Genomic DNA, 23,102 nt, shown 5'->3' with positions numbered 1-23,102 from the left:
AATCATTGACACGGGGTATGGATCCTTTTACATTCGTCATGTCAAAGTTGTTTTACATGGGAGTGGCTGTGGCTTTCGAAGAGAAGCGCGCGTGGGTCATGGGGGTGGTCGCGGTCGCCGGGTACGCGGTCTACCTGGCCCTCGTGCTGGGCCGGGCCGGTGACGGCGTCCCCCTCACGGAGGTCCCGTACATCGCGCCGCTGCTCTGGACGGTCGGCGGAGCCATCGCGGCCTCGATCCTCCTGCACGTGGCGGTCGCCGCCGCCTCGCCCGGCGAAGCCGACGTCAAGGACCAGCGGGACAAGGAGATCGGCCGCCTCGGCGAGCACGCCGGGCAGTCCTTCCTCGTCATCGGCGCCGTGGCCGCGCTGATCCTGTCGATGGCGGGGGCGGACCGCTTCTGGATCTCCAACGTGATCTACCTGGGCTTCGTCCTCTCGGCGGTGCTCGGCTCCGTCGTGAAGCTCGCCGCCTACCGCTGGGGGTTCCAGTCGTGGTGAAGCCGACCGGCATCACGAACCGGATCAGGATCTTGCGCTTCGAGCGCGCGGAGATGACCCAGGCGGAGCTGGCGGAGCGCATCGGCGTGACCCGCCAGACCGTCATCGCCATCGAGAAGGGCCGCTACTCGCCCTCGCTCGAGACGGCGTTCAGGATCGCCCGCGTCTTCGCCGTGCCGCTCGAGCAGGTATTCCAGTACACCGACGAGGAAGGGACGGCGCCGTGAAGGCGATCGTGCAGGACACATACGGATCCAGCGACGTACTGGAGCTGAGGGACGTCGAGACGCCGAAGCCGGGCCCCGGGGAGGTGCTCATAGCCGTCCGGGCCGCCGGAGTGGACGCCGGGGTCTGGCACCTGATGAGCGGCCGGCCCTACCTGCTCAGGCTCATGGGGTACGGACTGCGCGCGCCCAAGGTCGCCGTACGCGGCCGGGAGGTCTCCGGCCGGGTCGAAGCGGTCGGCGGGGGAGTGAGCGCATTCAAGCCGGGGGACGAGGTGTTCGGCATCTGCGAGGGCTCCTTCGCGGAGTACGTGTGCGCCCGGCAGGACAAGCTCGCGCACAAGCCCGCCGGGCTCCCCCTGGAGGAGGCGGCCGCGCTCCCCCTCTCCGGCCTGACCGCCCTCCAGGCCCTGCGCGACGTGGGCCGCGTGCGGCCCGGGCAGCGGGTCCTGGTCATCGGCGCCGCGGGCGGGGTCGGCACCTTCGCGGTGCAACTCGCCAAGGCGTACGGCGCGCACGTCACGGGGGTGTGCAGCACCGCGAAGACGGAGCTGGTGCGCTCGCTCGGCGCGGACGAGGCCATCGACTACACGCGCGAGGATTTCGCCGACGGAGTGCGCCAATACGACCTCATCCTCGACACCGCCGGCAACCGCGGCCTGTCCCACCTCAGGCGCGCCCTGATGCCGCGCGGAAGGCTCGTCATCGTCGGCGGCGAGGGCGGCGGCCGCTGGCTCGGCGGCATCGACCGGGTGCTGCGGGCCGCGCTGCTCAACCCCTTCGTGCGCCACACGCTGGGCGGCATCTTCGCCGCCGAACGCCAGAGCGACCTCGAGGTCCTGCGGCGGCACGTCGAGGACGGCACGCTGTCCCCGGCCGTCCAGCGCACCTTCCCGCTCGCGCAGGCCCCCGAGGCCGTCGAACGGCTCCACCGGGGCGAGGCGCGCGGAAAGATGCTGATCATCCCCTAGTGCTAGCCGTGGTCCTCCGCCCGGGGGCCCCTCCCAGCGGTAGCCGGGGGAGATGCACCGCACCGGACACCGCGACCCGGCAAACCTTCCCGGTCACAGCACTAGGCGTTGACGGCAGGGACCCAGGTCGGCTGCCGCGCCGCGCCCACCCCTCGAAACGGACCGGCGAATCCGTGGTCCCGTGCCTACGATGCGCATCGGATGACCTCCCGTGGGGGGCTGGTGGCGGGGCACGAGAGGGATCGTCACCGTGGAGGACGCGAGGGGTGGGTGCGGCCCGGCCGGTCGACGCACCGAAGTCGCGCACCCTGCCGGCCGTGCTCCTGTTACGGGCCAACGCCTTGGTGTCCTGGGACACGGTGAAGGCGGCGATGTGGGGCGAGTCGGTTCCGGCCACGGCGCACGCCTCGCTCCACAACCACGTCGCCCGCCCGGTTGGAGGCGCTCGTCGACGCCCACCTGCTGGAGTCCCCGGAGCCGGGCCGCTACCAGTTCCACTGCCTGGTCCGGGCGCTCGCCCGGAGCTCGCGGAGGAGGCGGACACGCCGGACGAGCGTGCGCGGGCGGTCGCCCGCCTCGTCGAGTGGTGCCTGCGCGGGACCGACGCGGCCACCGTGCGGCTCGCGCCGGCCGCGCGCCGGGTCCCGCTCGACCCCGCGCCGCCACCCGTCGCCCTGGGAGAGCGCGCTCCCGACGTTCGAGCGGGCCGGGGACTCGGGCCGGGCGCGGGAGGTGCGGGAGGTGCGGGAACGCCTGGGGCGGCTGGCGGAGGCGTGCTGAGGCGTCCTTCGGCGGGAGCCCGGATCCGTGCATTGGGCTGCACGGCCAGACCCGGACGGCCATTGAACGCGAAGGACACCGGGCTGCGGGAGACACCGGCACGCCGCGCCACATCAGCGATGGTGGGCCTTCGTCCCATGATGCCTCCCAGAGAGTTCCAACCGGCGGAGAAGACTCCATTGCCTCCGCCACCGCCGCCACCGCCGCCACCGCCGCCGTCATCGTCCGGCATGTCCTCGATGTGCTCGCCGTTGGTCCAGCCGCCGCCACCGCAGTAGCCGTAGCTGCCGCAGCTCTCGAGACCGGTCGGGTCGCTGTTGGTGACCGGGCTGTTGTTCGCGTAGGTGTAGCCGTTGAGGGACTGGTGCTGGTCGAGGCTCAGCACGGGGTCGACGCTGAGGAACTGGCCGAGGGCCGCGTCGTATTCACGTGCGCCGATGTGGGTCAGGCCCGTGCCGATGTCCTCGGGCTTGTCCAAGAACCGCTTGTCCTCGGGCCAGTTGGCCGCCGCCGGTCCGCGTGCGGAGCCGAACGGGGTGGTGTAGCGCTTGGACACCGCCTGGGTGTCGTCCGCGGAGATGGTGAGCGAAGACGTTGAGTGGGCGTCGCCGGCCACGAACGACAGCTTGGCGCTGCCGGATTCGTTGGTCAGGACCGCGACCTTGGTACTGGCGATGGTGTACGAGCGGGTGGCCCACTTCTTGGCGCCCTTGAGGTGGACCTCGTTGGAGCCCGCGTAGAGGACCGTCTCGCCCGCCGGGTCACGGCGGATCAGGAGTTCGCCTTCCGCGTCGTAGACGTAGTCGGTGGCGTTGGCGCCCTCCGTGGTCTTGGTGAGCTTGCCCTCCGGACCCCAGGCCAGGCTCTGCGAGGTCGCGCTGCCCGGGGTTTCGGCGCGCTTGGTGGTGTTGCCGGTCGCGTCGTAGGTGTACTGCGGGGTCACACCGGTGCAGGTGGCGCCAGTGGTGGTGGCCGCCAGGGCGTGCGGGCGGGCCGGGTCGTAGCAGTAGGTACGGGTCTGCGGAGTCCCGGTGTTCGTCTTCTCCGTGGCCCGCTGGCCGCCCGCCGTGTACGTGTAGCTGTTCCAGTACGGAGCCGCGCCGTCGAGGTTGGCGGCGGTGCGCCCGGTCGGGTTGCAGTCGGCGGTCTTCGGGGTCCAGGCCTCGGTCATCCGGCGCTGCGCGTCGTAGGAGAAGCACTGGTTGTCGGCCTTGGTGAACCCGCTCAGCGGAGCCGAGTCGAAGATCGACAGGACATTGCCCGCCTGGTCGTAGCTGTAGGTCAGCTCTTGCAGCATGCCGTTGTGCGTCTGGTCGTTGACCGTGGACCGCAGCAGGCGGCGGGTGCCCTCCTCGTAGGTGTTGCCGACGAACGTCTTGCGCACACCGGCGGCCGCGGAACGGGCCAGGGTGAGCTGGTCGATGTCACCCAGCGGGGAGTACGACACGTTCTGCACGTAGTCGGTGGTTCCGGAAAGCCCCTTCGGGAGACCGAAGTTGTTGTAGCTCACCTGGAGGGTCTCCGCGGGCAGGCCCGCGGCAGCCGGTCCGGCCACGGTGTTCGGGGAACCGTCCAGCCGGTAGGTCGCCGTCGTGTCGGTGGTGGCGGCGATGGCGCCCGAAGTGACGAGCGGGTCGTCGGCGGGCAGGGTCAGCCGGTTCGTCGAGGGACGGCCCAGGACGTCGTACGCGGTGACCGACTTCGTGTAGGCCTTCCCGGTCAGGCCGCCCTCGTAGCGGGTGGAGGCCGAAGGGGAACCCTTGCGGACCGTGTCGTACGTCCACGCCGCGAGCTTGTTGGCGTCGGACTTCGGCGACTTCCACAGGCCCGTCTTACGGCCGAGCTCGTCGTAGCTGTACTCCAGGACCGTGTTGCGGGCGTCCTTGGACGTCGCGATCTGGTCCAGGACGGTGTACGTCGTGGTGCCCTTGCCCTTGTCGGGGTCGGTCGTGGTCACGGCCCGGCCGAAGAGGTCGTAGCCGTACGTCCACTTCGCGTTGTCGGGGCCCGTGATCGCGGCCTGCTTGCCGTCGACGGTGTAGGTGTTGCTCACACTGGTGTAGGACGTGCCGGGTGCGGTCCCCCCGTAGGCGGGGTCGTTCGGCGTGGTCCCGCCGTAGGTGCGGGTCTCCGCGGTCCGGCCCAGCGCGTCGACGATCGTACGGGTCGCGTTGCCGCCCTGGACGGCCGTCGAGGCGGTCGAGTCACCGGTGTAGCTGGTGGTCGTGGACTGCTTCTGCACGCCGTAGACGAGCAGGGTGCTGGTCGTGGGGCGGCCGAGGCCGTCGAAGACGGTCTGCGACTGGGCGGGGGTGCTGCCGTACTCGGCGCGGGCGTAGACGCCTTCCGGCGCCTTGTCCTTGTCCCAGATGTCCGCGTAGGACTCGTAGGCCAGGCCACGGGAGTCGTAGCGGGTGTCGGTCAGGATCCGGCCGCCGTTCGACGACGGGGTCTGGGTCTGCAGCGGACGCAGGAGCGCGTCCGCGATCGTGTAGACCGTCTTGTAACTGCCGTCGGGCACGAGGGCGCCGACCGAGGTCCACGGCTGCTTGCCGCGCTCCAGCAGGTAGCCGTACTTGACGTTCGGAGTCAGGGACTGGCCCCGGTTGGGCAGCCAGGTGGCGGTCACACGGCCCAGGCCGTCGTAGGTGTTGAAGGTCGAGCCCATGTTGGCGTCGATGGAACGCACGATGGATCCGCGCAGGTCCGTGTACGTGTACGTCCTGTGCTGCTGCGCGTTGGAGGCGAGCTTCGGCCCGGTGATCACCGTGACTTCGAGCGGGCCCGCGGCGGCCGGTGTGTAGCTGGTCGTGGTCGTGTTGCCGCCGGCGTCGGTGGCGGTCAACGGGCGGCCGAGCTTCGAGGTCGCCGTGTCGTACGTGGTCTTCGCGGTGGTCTGCCAGCCGGCGGCGCCGACCGGGTTGCGGTCCGCGGTGCCGCTGGCGGCCGGGTAGGCCTGGGCGCGCCCGGTCCACGTGGCCAGGCCCAGGGTGGGGGTCTGGTTGGCGGTCCAGGCGGTCGCGGTGGTGTCGTCGTACACGGTGGCCGTGTCGGACAGGACGTCACCGCGGGTCGCCGAGTTGGCGGGGAGGGTCAGCTTGTCGTCGGTGACGGAGCACTCCGCCGCGACGGTGCGGGTGCGCGAAGGCAGGCCGGTGAAGCCCTTGGCGTCATTGCGCGCGTACCAGGTGCGGGTGCACGACTCGTCGCCGGTCTTGGCCGTGTCTCCGGCCGACGAAGTCTGCGTCTGCAGGCCGTAGTCGTCGTACGCGCTGTCGGCGCGGGTGGACCGCCAGGTGTTGGAGGCGGTCAGGAAGGTGTGGCCGTAGGTGGTCCCCGTGCGGACGTAGTGCGCCTTGGTGTTGGCGTACGACTTCTGCTGGCTGGCGGTCTCCTTGCTCCAGGGGTCGGTCACCGACACGGAGGCCGGGGTGGCCCCGTCGTAGGTGATCTCCTGCCGCAGGAAGCCGGAGTATTGCTCGTCGTCGTTGATCGCGGGGATCGTCAGGCCGGACACCGGGACGGCCGCGACCGTGGTGGTGCGGGTGGCGGTGGTGCCCTTGCGCTTGTCGCCGCGCATGCCCTGCATGAAGACCTTCACGGCCTTGGAGCGGGTCTTGCCGAGGGCGCCGGTGTAGGTGGTGACCTTGCCGTAGCCGCGCCACTCGGACCAGGTCCGCTCCTTCTCCGGCGTCAGCGGGTCGTCGTTGTGGTGCCAGCCCGGGTTCGCGTACTCGTACGAGTTCTCGACGAGGTCGTTCTGGCCGGCCGGGTCGGCGATGGTGACGGCCGCGACGTTGTACTTGTGGAACCAGTCGAGCTTCGGGTCACCGCCGTTGATCGGCCAGTACACCGGATAGCAGGACAGCGCGTTGTCGTCCTCGGCCACCGGCATCTTCGAACCGCGCACGCACTCCGGGTTCGAGAGCGTGACCGTGGTGATCGCGCCCGTCTCCGAGGTGATCGTGTTGATGCGCGGACGGTTCAGCGGAACGATGTTGTCCCCGTCCACATCCACCCGGTTCGGACGCATGTGGTAGGTGAAGTCCACCGGCGGCACATCGACGGTCCCGCCGTTCTTGCCCGTGCGCTTGATCGACTTCAGGACCAGGGTCTGGTCACTGGTGTCACCCAGGTCACCCGCGTCCAGGTACTCCTGGGTCAGGTCGAACACGTCCACCAGCGCGTAGTTGTCCGGCTCCAGCGCCGTCGACCACGCGTGGGTCTGCACGTTCACCATGCGCTTGCGCGTGAAGAAGGCCGGGCCCTGGGCCTTGCACTCCTTCTCCGTGGCCGAGCAGATGGAGTCGAAGGGAACATCGGGCCAATGGTCCGAGGTGTCCTTCGTCAACGAGGCGCAGCTCGCCGCGAAGCAGCGCTCCTCGTAACCGAAGGTGACCTTGTGCGAGGGCGTGCCCGAGAAGACGGTGTCGGCGCGCTGGCCGTAGCGGATCTCGGAGAGGGTGCCGCCGCGGGTGTACGGGAGGAGCTTGGCCTCGTCGCCGTTCTTCGCGTAGTTGTTGGTCTCGGCCGCATACCAGTAGGTGGCCGCGTTGCCGTGGACGTCCTGGACCAGGTCCAGGTTCCAGCGCCAGGCCTGGGTCTCGTGGCGGTCGGCGAAGGTGGAGCCCTTGGTGTAGCCGGGCTCGCCCGAGTCGTCGCCGAACACCGGCGCGGACCAAGTCGAGTTGGTGCGCTCCGCGCCTGCGCCCGGGAGCTTGTTCAGGCCGAAGGTGTAGGTCGTGCCGTCACCGGTGAGCACCTTCCAGTACTCGCCGTCGTTGTCGCCGTTGTCGGCGCCGGTGGACCAGGTGACCTGGGAGGCGTCGTCGTCCTTCAGTCGCCACTTGCCCGTCGTGTCGTCCTTGACGAGCTCGCTGGACTTGCCGTTCAGGACGAGCGAGGCGTTCTCGTACTTCCAGCAGAGGTCGTGCTTGTCCTCCTGGCCGTCGTCGTCACAGGAGCCGTACTTGCGCTCGATGTAGGAGGAGGTCAGGTCGAAGCCCTCGCCGACCTGGGAGCCCTGGTTGTTGGAGTTCGCGGTCCGGCCGTCGATGCTGCCCGAGCTGTACGAGAACGACAGCGACGGCGAAGGGCCGGCCGCGGCGGGCGGAACGGCCACCGGGTAGGACCAGCTGAAGCCGCCGCCGGAGGAGCCGGACTCCCAACTGGAGGAGGCCGAGAGCGGGGTCGCCGCGAAGTCGCCGCCGCCCTGGGGGGAAGCGGTCTCCGACGCCATCACGGCGAAGACCGCCGGAGCCTGCGCCGGGGCCTTGGACGTGGACTTGGCCGCGGTCGGGGTTCCGGCGGAGAGCGAGGTGACATCGGCCGTCACCGTGCGGTTCTTCAGGCTGTTCGCCGAGGGCAGCGGGGTCGTCTTGCGGCACTCCGCCTTGTCGGGGGTGGTCAGCGCACACGCGGGCAGGCTGACCAGACCCAGGCGCGTGGACCAGCCACCACCCACCGCCGAGGCGAAGGAGCCGTAGTCCACGGTCAACTGCGCCGGACCGTCAGCCGTGTTGGTCGCGGTGAACAGGACACCGGTGATCCCGGCCTTCTCCGCCGCCTTCTGGTCCAGGACCTTGACCGTGGACTTGCCGCCCGCGCTGTCCGGGGAGGCCGCCGCGGGCGCTGCCGGGCCCTTGGGAACCGACGGGGACAGCAGCGGGCTCCTCACCCGCGCCGTGGACCGTACGTCGACCAGCGGGCGCGAGCCCGACCGCGCGGCCGAGCCCTCCAGCGTGGCCGCCTTCGGCCAGTCCGCCTTGGCCTCCGCCCGGGCCCGGTCCGCCTGGACCTTGTTCTCCGCCTTGTTCTTCGCCACCAACTCCACGGCAGCCTTCGCGCCCTGCGCGTTGACCGCCTTGACCTTGGCGTCCTTCGGCTTGGCGATCTTCGGGGCGCCGGGGAGGTCGGCGGCCTCCGCGGCCGGGGTCAGGATCCCCGGCACCGCGAGGGCGAGCGCCAGGGCGGCCGCCAACGGCAGCCGGTGGCGGAGGATCACTCCGCCTGGTGGTCGGATGGACACGAATGCTCCATGTGGATAGGTGTTTCGGGTACAGGTGAGGCCGTGGCCGCCCCCTTTCGGGGGCGGCCACGGCAAGTCATTGATGGAGGGGGAGGACGATCAGCTGCCGGCGCCGAAGACGACGTCGGAGACCTGCTGGGCGTCCTTCACCGCGCCGGACCACAGGCGCATGCCCTTGACCTCGCCGGGCAGGAAGCTGCCCCAGGCGCTGTCGGTGAAGCCCTTGCCGACCGCGAGCTCACCGGTGCCGGCGGCGGCCGTGTAGGCCTTGGGCTGGCTCTGGCCCGCGGCGCCGACGTAGAGGGTGATGGTGCCGTCCTGGGCGTTGTGGACGCCGGTCACCTGGACGCCCGCGTTGAGCTCGGCGGGCAGGTCGCTGGCCACCGAGGTGCCGGAGCCGTCGGCCGTCAGGCGGCCGAAGTGCCAGGTCCCCTCGGCGAAGGACAGCATCTTGGTCGGGTCCTGCTCGTCCGGCTCGGTCCGTACACCGGTCTTCTCGAACCACAGGCTCCAGGAGGATCCGGTGGCGGTGCGCTGGCCGATGACCTGGGCCTTGTATCCGTCCGGCTTCGTGAGCAGAGCGGTGTTGTCGAGCCTGGCCTCGGCCGTCACCGTGAAGGAACCGGAGTCGTCGACGACCGGGCCGGCGGCGGTGGCCGCCTGCGTGGTGCCGTTGAGCTTCAGCGCGCCCTCGTTGAGGGTGGTGCCGGTCGTCGCCGTCAGGGCGCGGCCGTTGCCGGAGGTGTCGGTGAAGACCGGACCGGTCTGGGAGAGGTCCCAGGCGCCCGCCAGGTCCACGAACGGCTTGCCGGTCGCGGGGTCGATGAGGGAGGCGTCCTGCTTGACCGCGGACTCGCTGAGCTCGTCCTGCCAGGCCTTGACCTCGTCGACACGGCCCGGAAGGAAGTCGGTGAGGGCACCGCGGTGCTTGATCGCGCCGAAGTTCATGGGACCGGTGGTGGCGATCGGGTTGGTCACGGTCATCTGGCCCTCGAGGCGCCCGTTGACGTACAGCTTCGCGAGGTCCGTGGACTGGTTGTAGGTGGCCGCGACGTGCGTCCACACTCCGGCCTGCGCCGGGGTCGTTCCGGTGACCCGGCCGATCGTCAGTTGGCCCTCGGTGGTGTCCTCCGTGGCCATCTGGATCATCCACGGCTTGCCGGCCCACGCGGTGATCGCGACGCCGCTCATGTTCGTACCCGCCTGACCGAACACCGTGGAGTTCTTGTCCGTGCGGTCCAGGCGGACCCAGCCCGCGACGGTGAAGGAGGAACGGGTGTCGATGACCGGCTTGGAGGTGGAGGCGTACTGGGTGCTGGTGCCGTTCAGCAGCAGCGTCCGGTCCTCGTGGACGGTGGGCGTCTTCAGCCCGCCGCGACGGCCGTTCTCGGTGCGCAGGCTGCCCGCGGACAGGTCCGCGTTGTTCTGGAGGGTCGCGTTCGTGGTCGAGGTGTCGATCGCCTGACCGTCGTACTCGTCGAAGTTCCAGTAGCCGACCGGACCGGGGCCTTCCTTGACCACGAAGTCGACGATGCTGGTGGCGCCCCAGCGGCCCAGGGAGTCCTTGGCCTTCACGTTCAGCTTCATCGTCCCGGACAGCGGCGGGGTGATCGAGACGGTCGGCTTGGCGCCGGCGATCTCGGCCCACGAGGTGTCCGTCGACAGCTTGTACTGGTAGGCCGTGTTCGTGTCACCCGAAGCCGGGCCGAAGGTGAACTGACCGGCCTGGTTGGGCTTGCCGGCCGCCACGCAGGCGGTGCTGGTGCAGGCGCTGTACGGGGTTCCGAAGGTGACTGCCGGGGCCTTGGGGGCGCTGGAGTCGACCTTGAAGTAGCAGTCCGCGCTCGGGTTGCTGGTCCGTTCGTGACCGTCCGCGTACGACCGGGTCCAGGTCCGGAACCGGTACTGGGTGCCGTCCGCCAGAGCGGCGGGCGGATCGCTGGTGACCTTGACGTTGTCCCCCACGAAGCCCGAGGCGGGCCGCTGGACGTAGTTGGCGTCGGCCGCGTTGGCCTTGACCGGGGTCCAGGTGCCGTTGGTCTCCTTCTTCTCGGTCTGCATGAGGATCCGCAGCGAGGCGCCGGCCTCGCCGCCCCACACGGTCTCGGTGATCGCGGTCAGCGCCGGAGTCGGGTCGGAGACCACGCTCGGGCTGGCGGCGTCGTTGGAGCACACCTGACCGGAGCCTGCGATCAGGCCCACGTAGATGGGGGTGTTGGGCTTGCCGATGTAGTCGACGGACAGCACCGCGTCGTTGCGGAAGCGCTTCCACGCCGAGGTGTCCGACTCGTCCTCCGCCCGCAGCTTCCCACGGCTCCCACCCCCCGGGCCACTCCTCGTAGACCGGCGCCCGCGGCTAGGCCGTCTCTTTCGGATCTTGTCGGCCGAGCTCGCGGCGTCTGGTGCCGTGCATGGCAAGGCGGAGGGGCGCTGCGTGTACTGGACGTACTCGGGCGTCCCGCCAACGCGGCCAGGCGCGGTGCCAGGCGTCGCGGGCCCGGCAAGATCCGAAAGAGACGGCCTACGGCACCGCCTGCTGGTGCAGGCGGCGCCAGTGGCCCGCGAGGTCGTCCACGCAGGTGGTGACCGAGTCGAGGGCCATCGTCGCGCGTGAGTCCCGGTCGTAGCGGTTCCACCGTGGCACGGGGCGGTCGTTGGGGTCGCCGGTGCGGATGAAGGAGATCCAGGCCGCGTGCATGGTCGAGGCCAGGCCGTCCCGGACCCTGGGGGCCAGCCCCGCGAGGAAGGGCGCCTGCGACCACTTGTCGAAGTTGTCGAAGGCGAAGGGCAGTTCCAGGCAGTGCGCGGCCCCGAGCCGGCCGCCGTGCGCGGGCGTCGGCAGGTTGAACTGGTACGCCCAGACCGGCCGCCCGCGGTCCGCCCGCCGTTCGGCGAACGCCAGGGCGGGCATGCGGAACAGGTCGTCGCTGATCAGGTCCATGAGCACGTCCACCGGCCGCGCGCCCGGCCGGGCCTCCTCGTACGCGGTGTAGGCCTGGCCGGCCCGGTTCCCGAAGGTGTCCCGGACCCGGGCGAGGACCTGGTCCTTGGTCGAGGCGGCGTACGGCTCGCTGAGCCCGAAGGCGAAGTTCGCCTCTTCCCTGGTCCAGCCGATCAGTACGTCGATGTCCGCCCCGGCCCCGCCGAGCAGTAGCTCGGCGGGGTCGCGGTCCAGGGTGACGCCGTCGAGCACGGGCAGGAACGGGGTGGACCAGTACCCCCACCGCCCGGTACGGCCGAACATCTCGAAGGTGGCGGCGACCAGGCGGGGCCAGGGCGCGGCCCGCAGCTCCGCCACGTCCTTGGCCCCGAGGATGTCCATGAACTGTGCGGTGCGCTGGAGCGACTCGGCGCGGGTGGGGACCTTCAGCCCGAGCGGCGGGCTCTGCAGGATGGCCCGCCGGAACAGCGGGCGGCCCTTGGGCCGGGCACCGGCCAGCGCCGCGACCGAGAACGCGCCGCCGGACTGGCCGGCGAGGGTGATGTCGTCCGGGTCCCCGCCGAAGGCGGCGATGTTGTCCCGGACCCAGCGCAGGGCGGCGAGCTGGTCGGTGAGCCAGAAGTTGCCGCCCGCCCCCTCCTCGCCGAAGTAGAGGTAACCCAGCGGTCCCAGGCGGTAGTTGACGGTGACGACGACGAGGTCGCCGTCGCGCGCGAACGTATCGCCGTGGTAGCCCGGCATCGAGCCGGATCCCGAGATGAACCCGCCGCCGTGGATCCACACCAGCACCGGGCGTTTGGCGCCGTCGGCCGCGGGGGTCCAGACGTTGAGCGTCAGGCAGTCCTCGTCGAAGGGGGGCGATCCGTGCGTTCCGAGCACCTGGTCGCCCCCTTCCCGGTAGGGCTGCGGTGCGCTCGGGCCGAAGGCGGTGGCGTCACGCGTGCCCTGCCATCCGGGGTGCGCCGCCGCCGGCCGCCAGCGCAGCGCGCCGACCGGCGGGGCGGCGTAGGGCACGCCCTTGAACACGGAGAGGCCCCCCTCCCTGCTGCCGAGGAGCCGGCCCGCGGGCAGTGCCACGACGGGCGGGGGCTGCTCCCCGCGCGGGGCGGCCTGCGCGGCGTTTCCGGCCGGCAGGCCGGTGATCAGTGCGGCGCCCGCCAACACCCCGGTGTTCCTGAGGACTTTGCGGCGCGATGGATCGTCGGTCACGGTGCTTCACTCCCTGACTGGCCATGGGCCCGCTGCCGTCACGGCATAGCGTTAATTTGACGAGGGTCAGTGTTAGGGCATAGTGCGCGGCGAGGTCAAGGGTGCGGACCTGTTGCGTGGTGAGATATCGAGAAGTCTTGACGGTCGTCGCATTTACGCGATAGACACGTGTCACCTCCTCCACCCCCCCCAGCAAACTCCGGCCCTCCGGGACCGGTTGACAACGTTCGGAGTCCCCATGGCACGTCGTTTTCATCCCGTCGGTCTGGTCGCCTCAGCGACGGCCCTCCTGCTGGCCACGGCATGTGGTGGTGCCAGCCTCGGAACGGACGGAGGGGACAAGAGCACCGGGCCCGTGAAGATCGGGCTCCTCGTCCCGCAGTCGGGGACCTACAAGGCGCTCGGCGACGACATGAAGCAGGGCTTCGAGCTCTACGTCGCCCAGCACGGCGGCAGACTCGGCGGCCGCGAGGTGGAGATCGTGGTCGCGGACGAGGGGGAGACCGCCGACTCCGGCAAGGCGGCGGCGGAGAAACTGGTCAAGCAGGACAGGGTGCTGGCCGTGAGCGGGGTGGTGAGCTCGGCCACCATCAACGGCGTCAAGGACCTCTTCGAGACCGGAAAGGTCCCGCTCGTCGGCTCGAACGCCTCGCCCACGACGCTGACCGGGACCAAGTACATCTGGCGCACCTCGTACGTCAACGACGAGCCCGGCAAGGCCCTCGGCAAGCACGTGGCCGAGCAGGCCGGCGGCCCGGTCTTCCTGATCGCCGCGGGATACCAGGCGGGCAAGGACGAGGTGGAGGGCTTCAAATCCACCTTCCTGCCGGCCGGCGGGAAGATCGCGGGGGAGGAGGTCTACACACCGTTCCCCGCCACCAAGAACTTCCAGCCGTACCTCGCGCAGATCGAGAAGTCCGGGGCGAAGGCCGTCTTCTGCTTCTACGCGGGCGGCGCGGCCGTCGACTTCGTCAAGCAGTACCGGGACTTCGGACTGGCCGGCAAGATCCCGCTCTACGCGCCCGGCTTCCTCACCGAGGGCGGGGTGCTCAAGGGCCAGGGGGACGCGGCCGAAGGCGTCCTCACCGCGCTCAACTACGGCGCCGACCTGGACAACGCCGCCAACAAGCGCTTCGCGCCGGTCTACACGAGCGCCTACGGATCGGTCCCGACCACCTACGCGATGGCCTCGTGGGACGCGGCGCAGGTCCTCGACCGGGCGATCGGGGCCGCCGGCCCCGAGGTGACCCCGGAATCGGTCAACGCCGCGATCGCCCGGGTGGGGGACATCGACAGCCCGCGCGGCACCTGGCGGTTCAACGCCACGGGCACGCCCGTCCAGCCCTGGTACCTGCGCGAGGTCAAGCAGGGTGCCAACACCGTGACCTCCGAGCTCGGCCGGCTGGGCGGCTGACATGACCGGATGGTTGGACGGCAACTTCGTCAGCGTCATCGACGGAGTCGCCTTCGGTCTGCTGCTCTTCACGATCGCCGTCGGCCTCTCACTGGTCTTCGGCATGATGGACGTGCTCAACCTGGCCCACGGCACGCTCTACCTCGCCGGGGCCTACGTCGCCTACGCGCTGTCCGACGGGACCCTCCCGGGTCTGCTCCTCGCCCTGGCCGCCGGCGCCCTGGTGGGCGCCGCGGGCGGCGTGGCGCTGACGTTCCTCACCCAGCCGCTGGCCCGGCGCGGGCACCTGGACCAGGCCGTGCTGACGCTCGGGATCACCTTCATCGTCGCCGACCTCCTCGCCGCGGCCTTCGGCGGCGAGGTGCTGCCCACGGACCCGCCGACCTCGCTGCGCGGGACCGTGGACCTCCTCGGCCACGCCTATCCGGTCTACCGGCTCGTCTTCATCGGCGTCGCCGCGGGCCTGGCCGCCCTCGTCTACCTCCTGTTCGAACGCAGCTCGCTCGGCGCGCTGGTCCGGGCCACCGTCGCGGACCGGGACATGGTCCGCGCGCTGGGCGTCGACGTCCGCAAGGTCCTGTACGGGGTCTTCGCGCTCGGCGCGGCCCTGGCCGCCGTCGGCGGCGTCCTGGGCGCCCCGATCCTGGGGCCGGGGCCGGGCGTCGACGAGACCGTGCTCGTCCTCTCCCTCGTCGTCGTGGTGGTGGGCGGCCTCGGCTCCGTGCGCGGCGCGCTCGCCGGCGCGCTCCTCATCGGCCAGGTGCAGACGCTCGGGGTGGCGCTGCTCCCCGACTACGCCCCCTTCCTGCTCTTCGGCACCATGCTGGTCGTGCTCGTGGTCCGCCCGAACGGCCTGGTCTCCTCGGCGGTGCGCACATGAGCCCCGCCGGATCCACCGCACCTGCCGCATCCACCGCACCCAACGCATCCGCCGCACCCGCCGGATCCACCGCACGGCGGCTCACGGCGGGCGCCGTCGCCGCCGCGCTCGCATCGGCCCCCTTCGTCCTCGGGCCGTACGCCGTCGGCACCCTGTCGCGGATCCTGGTGTTCGCCCTCCTCGCCCTGAGCGTGAACCTGCTCACCGGCCTGACCGGACTGCCGACCCTCGGCCAGTCGGCCTACTTCGGCGTCGGCGCCTACACCGCGGCCATCGTGGCGACGCGCCTCACCGACATCGGGATACTCCAACTCCTCCTCTCCGCCGCGGCCTCCGCGCTGGTGGCCGCGGTCACGGGCTGGCTGGCCGTCAGGGCGCGCGGCGTGGTGTTCCTCATGCTGACGCTGGCCATCGGCGAGATCGCCTACAGCGCCGCCGTGGACTGGAAGCCGGTGACGAACGGCAGCGACGGCATCTCGGGCATCCCGCCCGTCGTACCGCTGCCCGGCATGCCCGCGCTGGAGCTCGACGGGCTGGTCTACTTCTACGTCCTGGCCGTCTTCCTGCTGCTCTTCGCCGCCGTCCGGCGCCTGGGCGCCACACCGTTCGCCCTCGCCCTGCGCGGAATCCGCGACAACGAGCGCCGCATGAGCGCCATCGGCTACCCCACCCGGCGGTACGCCCTGGCCGTCTACTGCGTCGCCGGGGCGCTCGCCGGCGTCGCCGGCGCCCTGTGGGTGTCGGTGCAGCGGTTCGTCTCGCCCGCCGACGCCGGATTCGAGATCGCCGCCCTCGCCCTGCTGGCCGTCGTCATCGGCGGCTCCGGCTCGATGTGGGGGGCCTGCGCGGGCGCCGCGCTCGTCTGGCTGACCCGCGACTACCTCGGCAACCTCGAAGCCGTCGCCGGCCGCGGACCCCTGCTGCTCGGCCTGTTCTTCGTCGCCGCCGTCTACACACTGCCCCGGGGGCTGGCCGGCGTACGGCTCCCGCCCGGGCTGACCCGAAGGAGGACGGCATGACGGATCCCGATCCACTGGAACTACGGGGAGTGTCACGGCACTTCGGCTCCTTCAAGGCCGTGGACGACGTCGCCCTCACCGTGCGGGCGGGGGCGCGGCACGCGGTCATCGGCCCGAACGGCGCGGGCAAGTCCACCCTGTTCGGCCTGATCTCCGGAACACTGGCGGCCACCGCGGGTCACGTCCTGGTCGCCGGCCAGGACGTGACCCGGCTGCCCGTGGACCGCCGGGTGGCCCTCGGCGTCGCCGCGACCTTCCAGCACTCCAGCCTCTTCCTGCGCGAGAGCGTCCTGGAGAACGTCCTGCTCGCCGTCCTGCGCCGGGCCGGCGGCGGCCTCGGCGGCTGGCGCAAGGTGAGCGCCCGGGCCGAATCCGCCCTGCGGGCGCACGAACTGCTCGAGCGGGTCGGCCTGCCCGGCCGGCACGGGATCGCCGCGGGAGAGCTTTCGCACGGAGAGCGCCGGCAGCTGGAGGTCGCCGTCGCCCTGGCCACCGAACCCCGGCTGCTGCTCATGGACGAGCCGGCCGCCGGAATGTCCCCGGCGGAGACGGCCCGGCTCACCGAGCTCATCGCCGCCCTGCCCGCCGAAGTGACCGTACTGCTCGTCGAACACGACCTCGACATGGTCTTCGAGCTCGCCGACACGGTGACGGTCATGTACCTCGGCAGACACCTCATGACGGGCTCCCCGGACGAGGTACGGGCCTCCGCCGAGGTCCGCCGCGCCTATCTCGGCACCACGGAGGCCGCCTCGTGAACCCCTTCTTCAGCGTGCGCGGGCTGCGCTCCGGCTACGCCGGGGGGACCGTCCTGGACGGCATCGACCTCGACCTCGAAGCCGGCGGGACCCTCGCCGTCCTCGGGCGCAACGGCGTGGGCAAGACCACCCTCGTCTCCACCGTCATGGGCCTCGTCCGGCCGTACGAGGGCAGCGTGCGCCTCGACGGCCGGGACCTCGCCGGCTCCCGCGTCGACGTGATCGCCCGCGCGGGGGTCGGCGTCGTCCCGCAGGGGCGCCGGGTCTTCGCGCCGCTCACCGTGGCCGAGCACCTCGCGATCGCCTCCCCGCGCCGCGCCGCACGGGGGCCGTGGACCCGTACCCGCGTCCTGGACCTGCTGCCGAGGCTGGGGGAGCGGCTCGGGCACCGCGGCGACGAGCTCTCCGGCGGGGAGCAGCAGATGCTCGCCATCGCCCGGGCCCTGCTGGGCAACCCGCGCCTGCTGCTCCTCGACGAGCCGTCCGACGGCCTCGCCCCCCTCGTCGTCGCCCAAGTGGGGGAGGTGATCCGCGAGGTGAGCGCGCAGGGCGTCTCGGTGGTCCTCGTCGAGCAGAACCTCGGCCTCGCCCTGTCGGTGGCCCGCGACGTCGCGGTCATGCGCAAGGGCCGCATCGTCCACCGGGCGTCCTGCGCGGAGTTCGCGGCCCGCCCCGAGGACAGGAGACGTCTGCTGGGGGTCGACTGACGGGCCGCGCGCCCCCTTTCCCCGTGCCGGGCGTCAGCCGGCCTGGACCGTGACCGTGCGGCCCGGGGCCACGACCGTGCTCGCGTACGTGTAGGTCACCCCGTCGACCACCTTGGTGCGGGCCGGCCGGGCCACCCCGTCGACCGTGACCGTGGCGTACGCACCGGGGAAGCGGGCCTCCCAGGTGTACGGGGAGCTGCCCGAGCCGTGCGTGAGCGAGGACTTGGCCGCGCCGTCGTGGCGCAGGGAGAAGGCCGAGTCGCCGATCCGGAGGTCCTCGATCCGCAGCCAGTCCATGCCCGAGGGCAGCCGCGACCGGGTGCTCAGGGTGCGCGCCGGCGCGTCGGGGACGACGCCCATCAGGCCCTCGACGGTCTGGCCGAGCAGGGTGAAGGAGACCTCGGGGTAGTCCCCGTTGGTGCCCTGCTTGGCGTTGACGTGCTGGACGTCCTTGTGGTCGTAGACGTCCTTCATCCACTTCCAGGCGGTGTCGTTGCGGTTGTTCCGGAAGAAGGTGTCCGGCAGGTAGGTGAGGGCTTCGATGTTGGACGGCCGGCCCGCGCCGGAGGCCTGCTGGTCGATGTAGTCCAGGTAGGCCTCGCGGCGGGGGCCGGGCTCGATGATCTGCTTCATCGGCATGAACCAGCTGTTCTCCTTGCCCCAGCCGGTCAGGGCCCGCCCGTCCGTGGTGTAGCCGCGGACCATGGCCGCGCCGGAACCCGTGCCGCTCCAGGTCGAGTTGAAGTACGCCTTCAGGTCCCGCGCCTTGGCCTCGTACCGGTCGGCGAGCGCGCAGTCCCCCTTGGATCGGGCGAGCGAGGCCATCGCCAGGTACGCCTGGTACTGGGAGCCGATCGCGTCGCCGGCCTCCGCCAGGGGCTCGCTGCTCTGCTCGTTGTAGCTGGCCGTGCCCTGGAAGATGCCCTTGCCCGTGCCCTCGGCGACCTTCACCGCGCCGTTGTCCTTGAGGCCGTCGTGCAGGGTGACGAACTCGTCGGTGGCGCGGCGGTAGAAGTCCCACAGGGCCGGGTCGTCGAGGTAGGAGCGGTCACCGCTCCAGCGGTAGGCCTCCTCGGACTTCTGCACCAGCTCGAAGGTGGCGGGCACCTCGCGGACGAAGTTCGTGGGGCTCCTGTAGTCGATCGAGAGGTAGGTCTTCGCGTCGAAGTTGAGCGCCCACGCCGGGTAGTACTTGTGCGCGGGGGTGGCGGAGGCGGCGAAGGAGCGGAGCATCGCCTTGTTCTCCGCGTGCAGGCCGAGGACCCCGGCGCCGGCCAGTTGGTGGGCCATGTCGCGCGAGTAGTACCCGCTGCGGTTGGCGTAGCCGGCCCAGTAGGAGGCGGCGTAGGTGCCGGTGCCGCTGCCGGCGGTGTTGTTCTCGTCCACGTTGAGCGGGCCCTGGGTGCCGGGAAGCTGGACCCAGCTGTTGGCCTTGCGCTTGGACCAGTCGAACATCTCGACGATCTTCGGGTCGGAGGAGGTGACCCGGGGGTCCGCGGGGGAGGCGCTGGCGTCGGCCGGCACCTCGATCTTCAGGGGTTCGGCGGCCTGAGGCGGGGCTGCGGGCGGCCCGGACGGCCCGGCTCCAGGCCCGCCGGCGCATCTACCGGGACCTGTCGGGCGTGCGCAGCGAGTTCCAGCGGGCGCTGCCCGAGCCGCCGCCGACCGGGGAGAGGACCGAGGCCTCGTCCACCGTGGGGGCCGACGGGGGGTTCAGTTGGGCCGGGGTGTTGGCCCTGCGGACGCCCCGGGCCAGGCCGCGCAGGTCCTCGGCGATCGCCGCGACCTCCTCGGAGCCCGGGGGCTGCGCGCCGTGGTTGACCCGGACCCGGGCGGCCGTCGTCGCGTCGACGATCCGCTCCACGGCGACGACCAGCGGCCACCACGCGGCGGCCCGCTCCCCGGTCGGCGGCGGCTCGGTCAGCGCCCGCTGGAACTCGCTGCGCACGCCCGACAGGTCCCGGTAGATGCGCCGGCGGGCCTGGAGCCGGGCCGTCCGGGCCGCCCGCAGCCCCGCCTCCGTGTCGGGGTGGCCGCCGAACGCCCGCTCCACGTACCGGGCCGCGTCGTCCACCGTGTCGGCGAGCCGGTCGCCGATCCGGGTGTGCCAGCTCTCGGGCCACAGGAGGTACCCCGCCACCAGCGTGATCGCGCAGCCGATCATGCTGTCCAGCAGCCGGGGCCGGATCAGGTCGAAGCCCTGGTGGTTGAGCAGGTCCGAGAGGAGCAGGATCACCGGGGTGATCGCGGCCGTCTGGAAGGCGTACCCCTTGACGGAGAAGGCCGGGATCAGTGCGGCGAGGAGCACCATCACCGGTACGTCCCACCAGCCGCGCGGCACCTCCGCGAGCACGGCGGCCGCGACGACCAGCCCGACGGCCGTGCCCAGCGCGCGCAGCACCGCCCGGGAGAACACCGAGCCGAAGTCGGGCTTGAGGACGAAGGTGACGGTCAGCGCGACCCAGTAGGACCGCTCGATCTCCACGACGGACACCAGCGCCTGCGCCAGCCCGATGCACAGCGCGAGCCGCAGCCCGTACCGCCAGGAGGCCTCGGAGAACATCATGTCGCGCACCGCCCGGCGGGCCCGGACCCCCAGCGCGGAGGGCCGGCCGAGCCGGTCGTCGACGTTGTACGGGTCCGGCTCGGCCAGCAGCACGATGGTCGCCGCGTGCCGCAGGGCCGCGTCGATGGCCCGCTCGGACTGGCTGTCCGGCGCGGGCAGGTCCAGAACGGGGGTTCCGGTGCGGGCCTCCTCGACGGCCGCCGCCATCTCCCGTACGGCCGCCGGGATCTCGGGGGCCAGGGGCTTGCGGCGCAGGTGGGCCGCGGGCGCGGCCTCGACCAGCGGGATCAGCACGTTGAGCTGGGCCAGCATCCGCACGAGCGAGGGGCTGCGCCCGTGCACCCGGGCCCGCCGGCCGAGCACCAGGTCGTAGGCCTGGTTCAGGGCCTGGGTGACCTGGTGGCGGCGCTCCTCGTACGCGGGTCCCGGACTGCCCGCGGCCTCCAGGGAGTCGGCCACCGCCCGGTAGGCGGCGGCGACGGCGGAACGTTCCGGCTGCCGGCCGCGCAGCGGCCACCCCAGCAGGCTCAGGGCGAGGACGAACAGCCCGCCCGCGCTCAGCAGCAGGGGCGCCGTCCACCAGGGCTCGGGCATCGGCAGGCCGGCGCCGACCACGGCGTACAGCAGGAGCATCAGCCCGGAGACGGAGGCGACGGTGCCGATGGAGGAGATCATCCCGGAGACCAGGGCGATCAGGGTGAGGACGCCGACGGCGACCCAGCCGTGCCCGAACACCAGGGTGCCCAGCGCGACGCCGACGGCGCCGAAGAACTGCGGGACGGCGATGTTCAGGACGCGCATCCGGTAGGCGTCGGCGGTGTCGCCGATGACCCCGGACAGGGCGCCCATGGAGACGAGCGCGCCGTACTCGGGCTCGTCGAGGGCGAAACCGACGGCCAGCGGGGCGGCCATGGCGATGCCCGCGCGCAGGACGGCGGCCCACGGGATCGGGGCGGTGGTGGGCCGCAGCCCCGTCAGGAACCAGCCGGGCGGAGCCGGCGGCCGGGGCCGTCCGGGAGGTATCTCTTCGGTGCGTTCGGTGCTCATGCCCGTTTCCGTACTCATTCCCGTTTCCGTGCCGCCGCTCGCGAATCGGTTCTTCTGGGTCGTTCTACGGATTTGCGCGCCATTGTCTTCCTTCCGAGCTTATGGGGTGCGGCGCAGTCGGCCCGTCAGCCAGGCGGCCAGCGCGGCGGCGAGCCCGACGGCCAGCACCACCCAGGCGGTGGTGCGCAGGAACGCGGTGAGCGCGTCGTACACCGCCTCGGCGGCCGCCCGGTCGATGTCGGCCGGCAGGTCGTCCAGGGTGAGGCGGCGGCACAGCGCCACGGCCGCCCACAGCAGCAGGGCCCCGGCCGCGAGCCCCAGCCCGGTGGCGAGCACGGCGCGGCGGCGCCGGACGGCGACGGCGATGGCCGTCGCGGCCAGCAGCACGGTGAGCACGGGGAGCCAGACTCCGGCGATCTGCAGCATGCGGAAGCCCTTCCGGAGCGCGCCGAGGTTGTCGTACTCCATGACCTTCACCGACAGGTGCGTCACCGGGATGCGGTCGGCGAGCGGCACCCCGTTGTCCACGAGATCGCCCTTGACCTGGGCGATGACGGGTGCGAGATCGATGCTGACGGCGTTGCCCTGCCCGGTGGTGAGCGCTTCGAGGAACGCCCCGTGGGCGGCGCGGTTGGCCGCGTCCCAGGCGGTGCGGTAGGCGGAGGTGCCGACGAAGGACTGCAGGGCCTCGCCGAGCAGGGCGTCGATCCCGCCCTGGAAGGGGCCCGCGTCGATCTGCCCGGAGAGGGCCCGGCCGGCCTGGGTGACGACGACGTTCTGCACGGCGGGGTTCGAGGCGAGCGGGGACATGGCGGCGGTGTACCGGTCGGCGTCGCCGAGCTCGCGGTCGGCCCAGTACGCGACGGCGCTCGCGGGCACCAGGAGGGCCACGAGCGCGATGAGTACCGCCGAGAGGAAGGTCCGCACGTCACCAGGGAAATGCGGCCGCGCGCGCGGCGCGAGCGGGAGTACTGCGGGCGGGTGGCGCGCGTCGGCCTTGCGGGCGTCATTCTGGATATCTAATATCCAGATTATGAAGATGAGCGAGGGCGTCGAATGGGCCCTGCACAGCTGCCTCAACTTGGCCTGGAGCGGCCCCGACCGGGCCGTCTCGGCGCCCCGGCTGGCGGCCTGGCACGAACTCCCCGCCGCCTACCTGAACAAGCAGCTCCAGGCACTGGCCCGGGCGGGCATCGTCACCTCCACACCCGGCCCGCGGGGCGGCTTCCGGCTCGCCCGCCCCCTCGCCGCCATCTCGCTCATGGACGTGGTCGCCGCCGTCGAGGGGCCGGACGAGGCCTTCCGGTGCGCGGAGATCCGCCGCCAGGGCCCCGGCGGCGACCAGGCCGGGGAACCGCCCGCCGCCGAGGCCGGGGAACCGCCCGCCGCCGAGTGCGCCATCGCGCACGCGATGGGCCGGGCCGAGCTGGCCTGGCGCCGCGCACTGGCCGACCAGAACCTCGACGAGATCCGGCAGCAGGCCGAACGGCAGGCCCCCGGGGCCCCCGAGCGGCTCCGCGCCTGGCTCGCCACCACCCGCTAGCGGTGGGCGGCCGTCCGGCCGTCCACCGCCTCTGGACCACTGACCCAGGAGTGTGGAATGACGCGCAGCATCACCAACCCGGCAGGACTCCACGACCCCGCCGACTACGGCTACAGCCACATCGTGTCCGCACCCGGCGAGCAGGTCTTCATAGCCGGCCAGTACGGCTCCGACGAGACCGGCCACGTCGTCTCCGGCGACTTCGACGCCCAGGTCGGGCGGGCGTTCGCCAACCTCCGCACCGCCCTGGAGGCCGTCGGCCTCGGCCTCGGCGACGTCGTCCGCATCGGCACGTACGTCGTCGGACACGACCAGCCGAAGCTGGAGGTCCTCCTGAAGCACCTGCACGCCGCCTGGGGCACCGCGCTGCCCGCGCAGACGCTGATCGGCGTGGCCGCCCTCGCGCTGCCGGACATGCTCTTCGAGATCGACGCGGTGGCGGTGCGGGCGGCCCCCGGGGAGCGCTCCGCCGAGTGATCGCCGAGTGATCCAGTTGCCGGTCGGCGGCGGCGGGT

Annotated in this window: 16 protein-coding genes; 10 read left to right on the top strand and 6 right to left on the bottom strand. The window is 71.8% G+C overall.

Annotated features, from left to right (window positions below; translation table 11 throughout):
• Positions 1 to 68 precede the first annotated feature (68 nt).
• From DRB96_RS36165 to DRB96_RS36155, 3 genes are read left to right on the top strand one after another with little or no spacing between them, the layout of a single operon-like run.
• A complete protein-coding gene (locus DRB96_RS36165) occupies positions 69 to 500 on the top strand; it encodes a hypothetical protein (protein WP_112454165.1) in 432 nt (143 codons plus the stop codon).
• Complete coding sequence (locus tag DRB96_RS36160) at positions 494 to 727, top strand: helix-turn-helix transcriptional regulator (RefSeq protein ID WP_112452227.1); 234 nt, start codon at positions 494 to 496, stop codon at positions 725 to 727. Before DRB96_RS36165 ends, DRB96_RS36160 begins: the two co-directional genes overlap by 7 nt.
• A complete protein-coding gene (locus DRB96_RS36155; protein WP_112452226.1) occupies positions 724 to 1,695 on the top strand; it encodes an NAD(P)-dependent alcohol dehydrogenase in 972 nt (323 codons plus the stop codon). The genes DRB96_RS36160 and DRB96_RS36155 overlap by 4 nt, the downstream gene beginning before the upstream one ends.
• Here DRB96_RS36155 and DRB96_RS36150 read toward each other — a convergent pair.
• The 3 genes from DRB96_RS36150 to DRB96_RS36140 all read right to left on the bottom strand — a co-directional run bounded on the left by DRB96_RS36150 (position 1,685) and on the right by DRB96_RS36140 (position 12,653).
• Positions 1,685 to 8,503: an RHS repeat-associated core domain-containing protein gene (locus DRB96_RS36150; RefSeq protein ID WP_239517805.1), complete on the bottom strand. Its 6,819-nt coding sequence runs from the start codon at positions 8,501 to 8,503 to the stop codon at positions 1,685 to 1,687. The genes DRB96_RS36155 and DRB96_RS36150 overlap by 11 nt on opposite strands.
• A 99-nt stretch (positions 8,504 to 8,602) precedes the next feature.
• Positions 8,603 to 10,750, bottom strand: a complete 2,148-nt coding sequence (locus tag DRB96_RS36145; RefSeq protein WP_112452225.1) for a LamG domain-containing protein — start codon at positions 10,748 to 10,750, stop codon at positions 8,603 to 8,605.
• 274 nt (positions 10,751 to 11,024) lie between these two features.
• Positions 11,025 to 12,653, bottom strand: a complete 1,629-nt coding sequence (locus DRB96_RS36140; RefSeq protein WP_112452224.1) for a carboxylesterase family protein — start codon at positions 12,651 to 12,653, stop codon at positions 11,025 to 11,027.
• Between the two features lie 355 nt (positions 12,654 to 13,008).
• Between DRB96_RS36140 and DRB96_RS36135 the strand changes: the two genes are divergently transcribed.
• The 5 genes from DRB96_RS36135 to DRB96_RS36115 are packed head-to-tail and all read left to right on the top strand — an operon-like array spanning position 13,009 to position 17,431.
• Positions 13,009 to 14,067, top strand: coding sequence for an ABC transporter substrate-binding protein (locus DRB96_RS36135; protein ID WP_239517804.1), 1,059 nt, complete (start codon positions 13,009 to 13,011; stop codon positions 14,065 to 14,067).
• Position 14,068: 1 nt separating this feature from the next.
• The gene (locus DRB96_RS36130) at positions 14,069 to 14,947 is read left to right on the top strand and encodes a branched-chain amino acid ABC transporter permease (protein WP_112452222.1); all 879 of its coding nucleotides are present in this window, start codon (positions 14,069 to 14,071) and stop codon (positions 14,945 to 14,947) included.
• A complete protein-coding gene (locus DRB96_RS36125) occupies positions 14,944 to 15,966 on the top strand; it encodes a branched-chain amino acid ABC transporter permease (protein WP_112452221.1) in 1,023 nt (340 codons plus the stop codon). Before DRB96_RS36130 ends, DRB96_RS36125 begins: the two co-directional genes overlap by 4 nt.
• Positions 15,963 to 16,724 (top strand): ABC transporter ATP-binding protein, encoded by a 762-nt coding sequence (locus DRB96_RS36120; RefSeq protein WP_112452220.1) that lies wholly within the window; start codon positions 15,963 to 15,965, stop codon positions 16,722 to 16,724. Before DRB96_RS36125 ends, DRB96_RS36120 begins: the two co-directional genes overlap by 4 nt.
• Positions 16,721 to 17,431 (top strand): ABC transporter ATP-binding protein, encoded by a 711-nt coding sequence (locus tag DRB96_RS36115; protein WP_239516501.1) that lies wholly within the window; start codon positions 16,721 to 16,723, stop codon positions 17,429 to 17,431. Before DRB96_RS36120 ends, DRB96_RS36115 begins: the two co-directional genes overlap by 4 nt.
• 33 nt (positions 17,432 to 17,464) lie before the next feature.
• On the opposite strand, the gene DRB96_RS36110 is transcribed toward DRB96_RS36115, so the two are convergent.
• The 3 genes from DRB96_RS36110 to DRB96_RS36100 form a co-directional block, all read right to left on the bottom strand.
• Positions 17,465 to 18,955, bottom strand: a complete 1,491-nt coding sequence (locus DRB96_RS36110) for a hypothetical protein (RefSeq protein ID WP_204357905.1) — start codon at positions 18,953 to 18,955, stop codon at positions 17,465 to 17,467.
• Positions 18,956 to 19,034: 79 nt separating this feature from the next.
• Positions 19,035 to 21,044, bottom strand: coding sequence for an FUSC family protein (locus DRB96_RS36105; RefSeq protein ID WP_112452219.1), 2,010 nt, complete (start codon positions 21,042 to 21,044; stop codon positions 19,035 to 19,037).
• A gap of 99 nt (positions 21,045 to 21,143) precedes the next feature.
• A complete protein-coding gene (locus tag DRB96_RS36100) occupies positions 21,144 to 21,971 on the bottom strand; it encodes a hypothetical protein (protein WP_112452218.1) in 828 nt (275 codons plus the stop codon).
• Between the two features lie 112 nt (positions 21,972 to 22,083).
• Here DRB96_RS36100 and DRB96_RS36095 point away from each other — a divergent pair, with 112 nt between their 5' ends.
• Together DRB96_RS36095 and DRB96_RS36090 are read left to right on the top strand one after the other, a co-directional pair.
• Positions 22,084 to 22,587, top strand: coding sequence for an Rrf2 family transcriptional regulator (locus DRB96_RS36095; RefSeq protein WP_112454161.1), 504 nt, complete (start codon positions 22,084 to 22,086; stop codon positions 22,585 to 22,587).
• 57 nt (positions 22,588 to 22,644) lie between these two features.
• Complete coding sequence (locus DRB96_RS36090) at positions 22,645 to 23,064, top strand: RidA family protein (RefSeq protein ID WP_112452217.1); 420 nt, start codon at positions 22,645 to 22,647, stop codon at positions 23,062 to 23,064.
• Positions 23,065 to 23,102 lie beyond the last annotated feature (38 nt).

This window comes from Streptomyces sp. ICC1, from assembly GCF_003287935.1.
Classification (GTDB): Bacteria; Actinomycetota; Actinomycetes; order Streptomycetales; family Streptomycetaceae; genus Streptomyces; species Streptomyces tritrimontium.
This window is presented reverse-complemented; position numbering and strand designations above follow the sequence as displayed.

Excerpts from the sequence above, each read along its gene's own strand:
- DRB96_RS36130 (WP_112452222.1), top strand. The coding sequence starts at position 14,069 with ATGACCGGATGGTTGGACGGCAACTTCGTCAGCGTCATCGACGGAGTC.
- DRB96_RS36125 (WP_112452221.1), top strand. The coding sequence starts at position 14,944 with ATGAGCCCCGCCGGATCCACCGCACCTGCCGCATCCACCGCACCCAAC.
- DRB96_RS36120 (WP_112452220.1), top strand. The coding sequence starts at position 15,963 with ATGACGGATCCCGATCCACTGGAACTACGGGGAGTGTCACGGCACTTC.
- DRB96_RS36105 (WP_112452219.1), bottom strand. The coding sequence starts at position 21,044 with ATGAGCACCGAACGCACCGAAGAGATACCTCCCGGACGGCCCCGGCCG.
- DRB96_RS36095 (WP_112454161.1), top strand. The coding sequence starts at position 22,084 with ATGAGCGAGGGCGTCGAATGGGCCCTGCACAGCTGCCTCAACTTGGCC.
- DRB96_RS36090 (WP_112452217.1), top strand. The coding sequence starts at position 22,645 with ATGACGCGCAGCATCACCAACCCGGCAGGACTCCACGACCCCGCCGAC.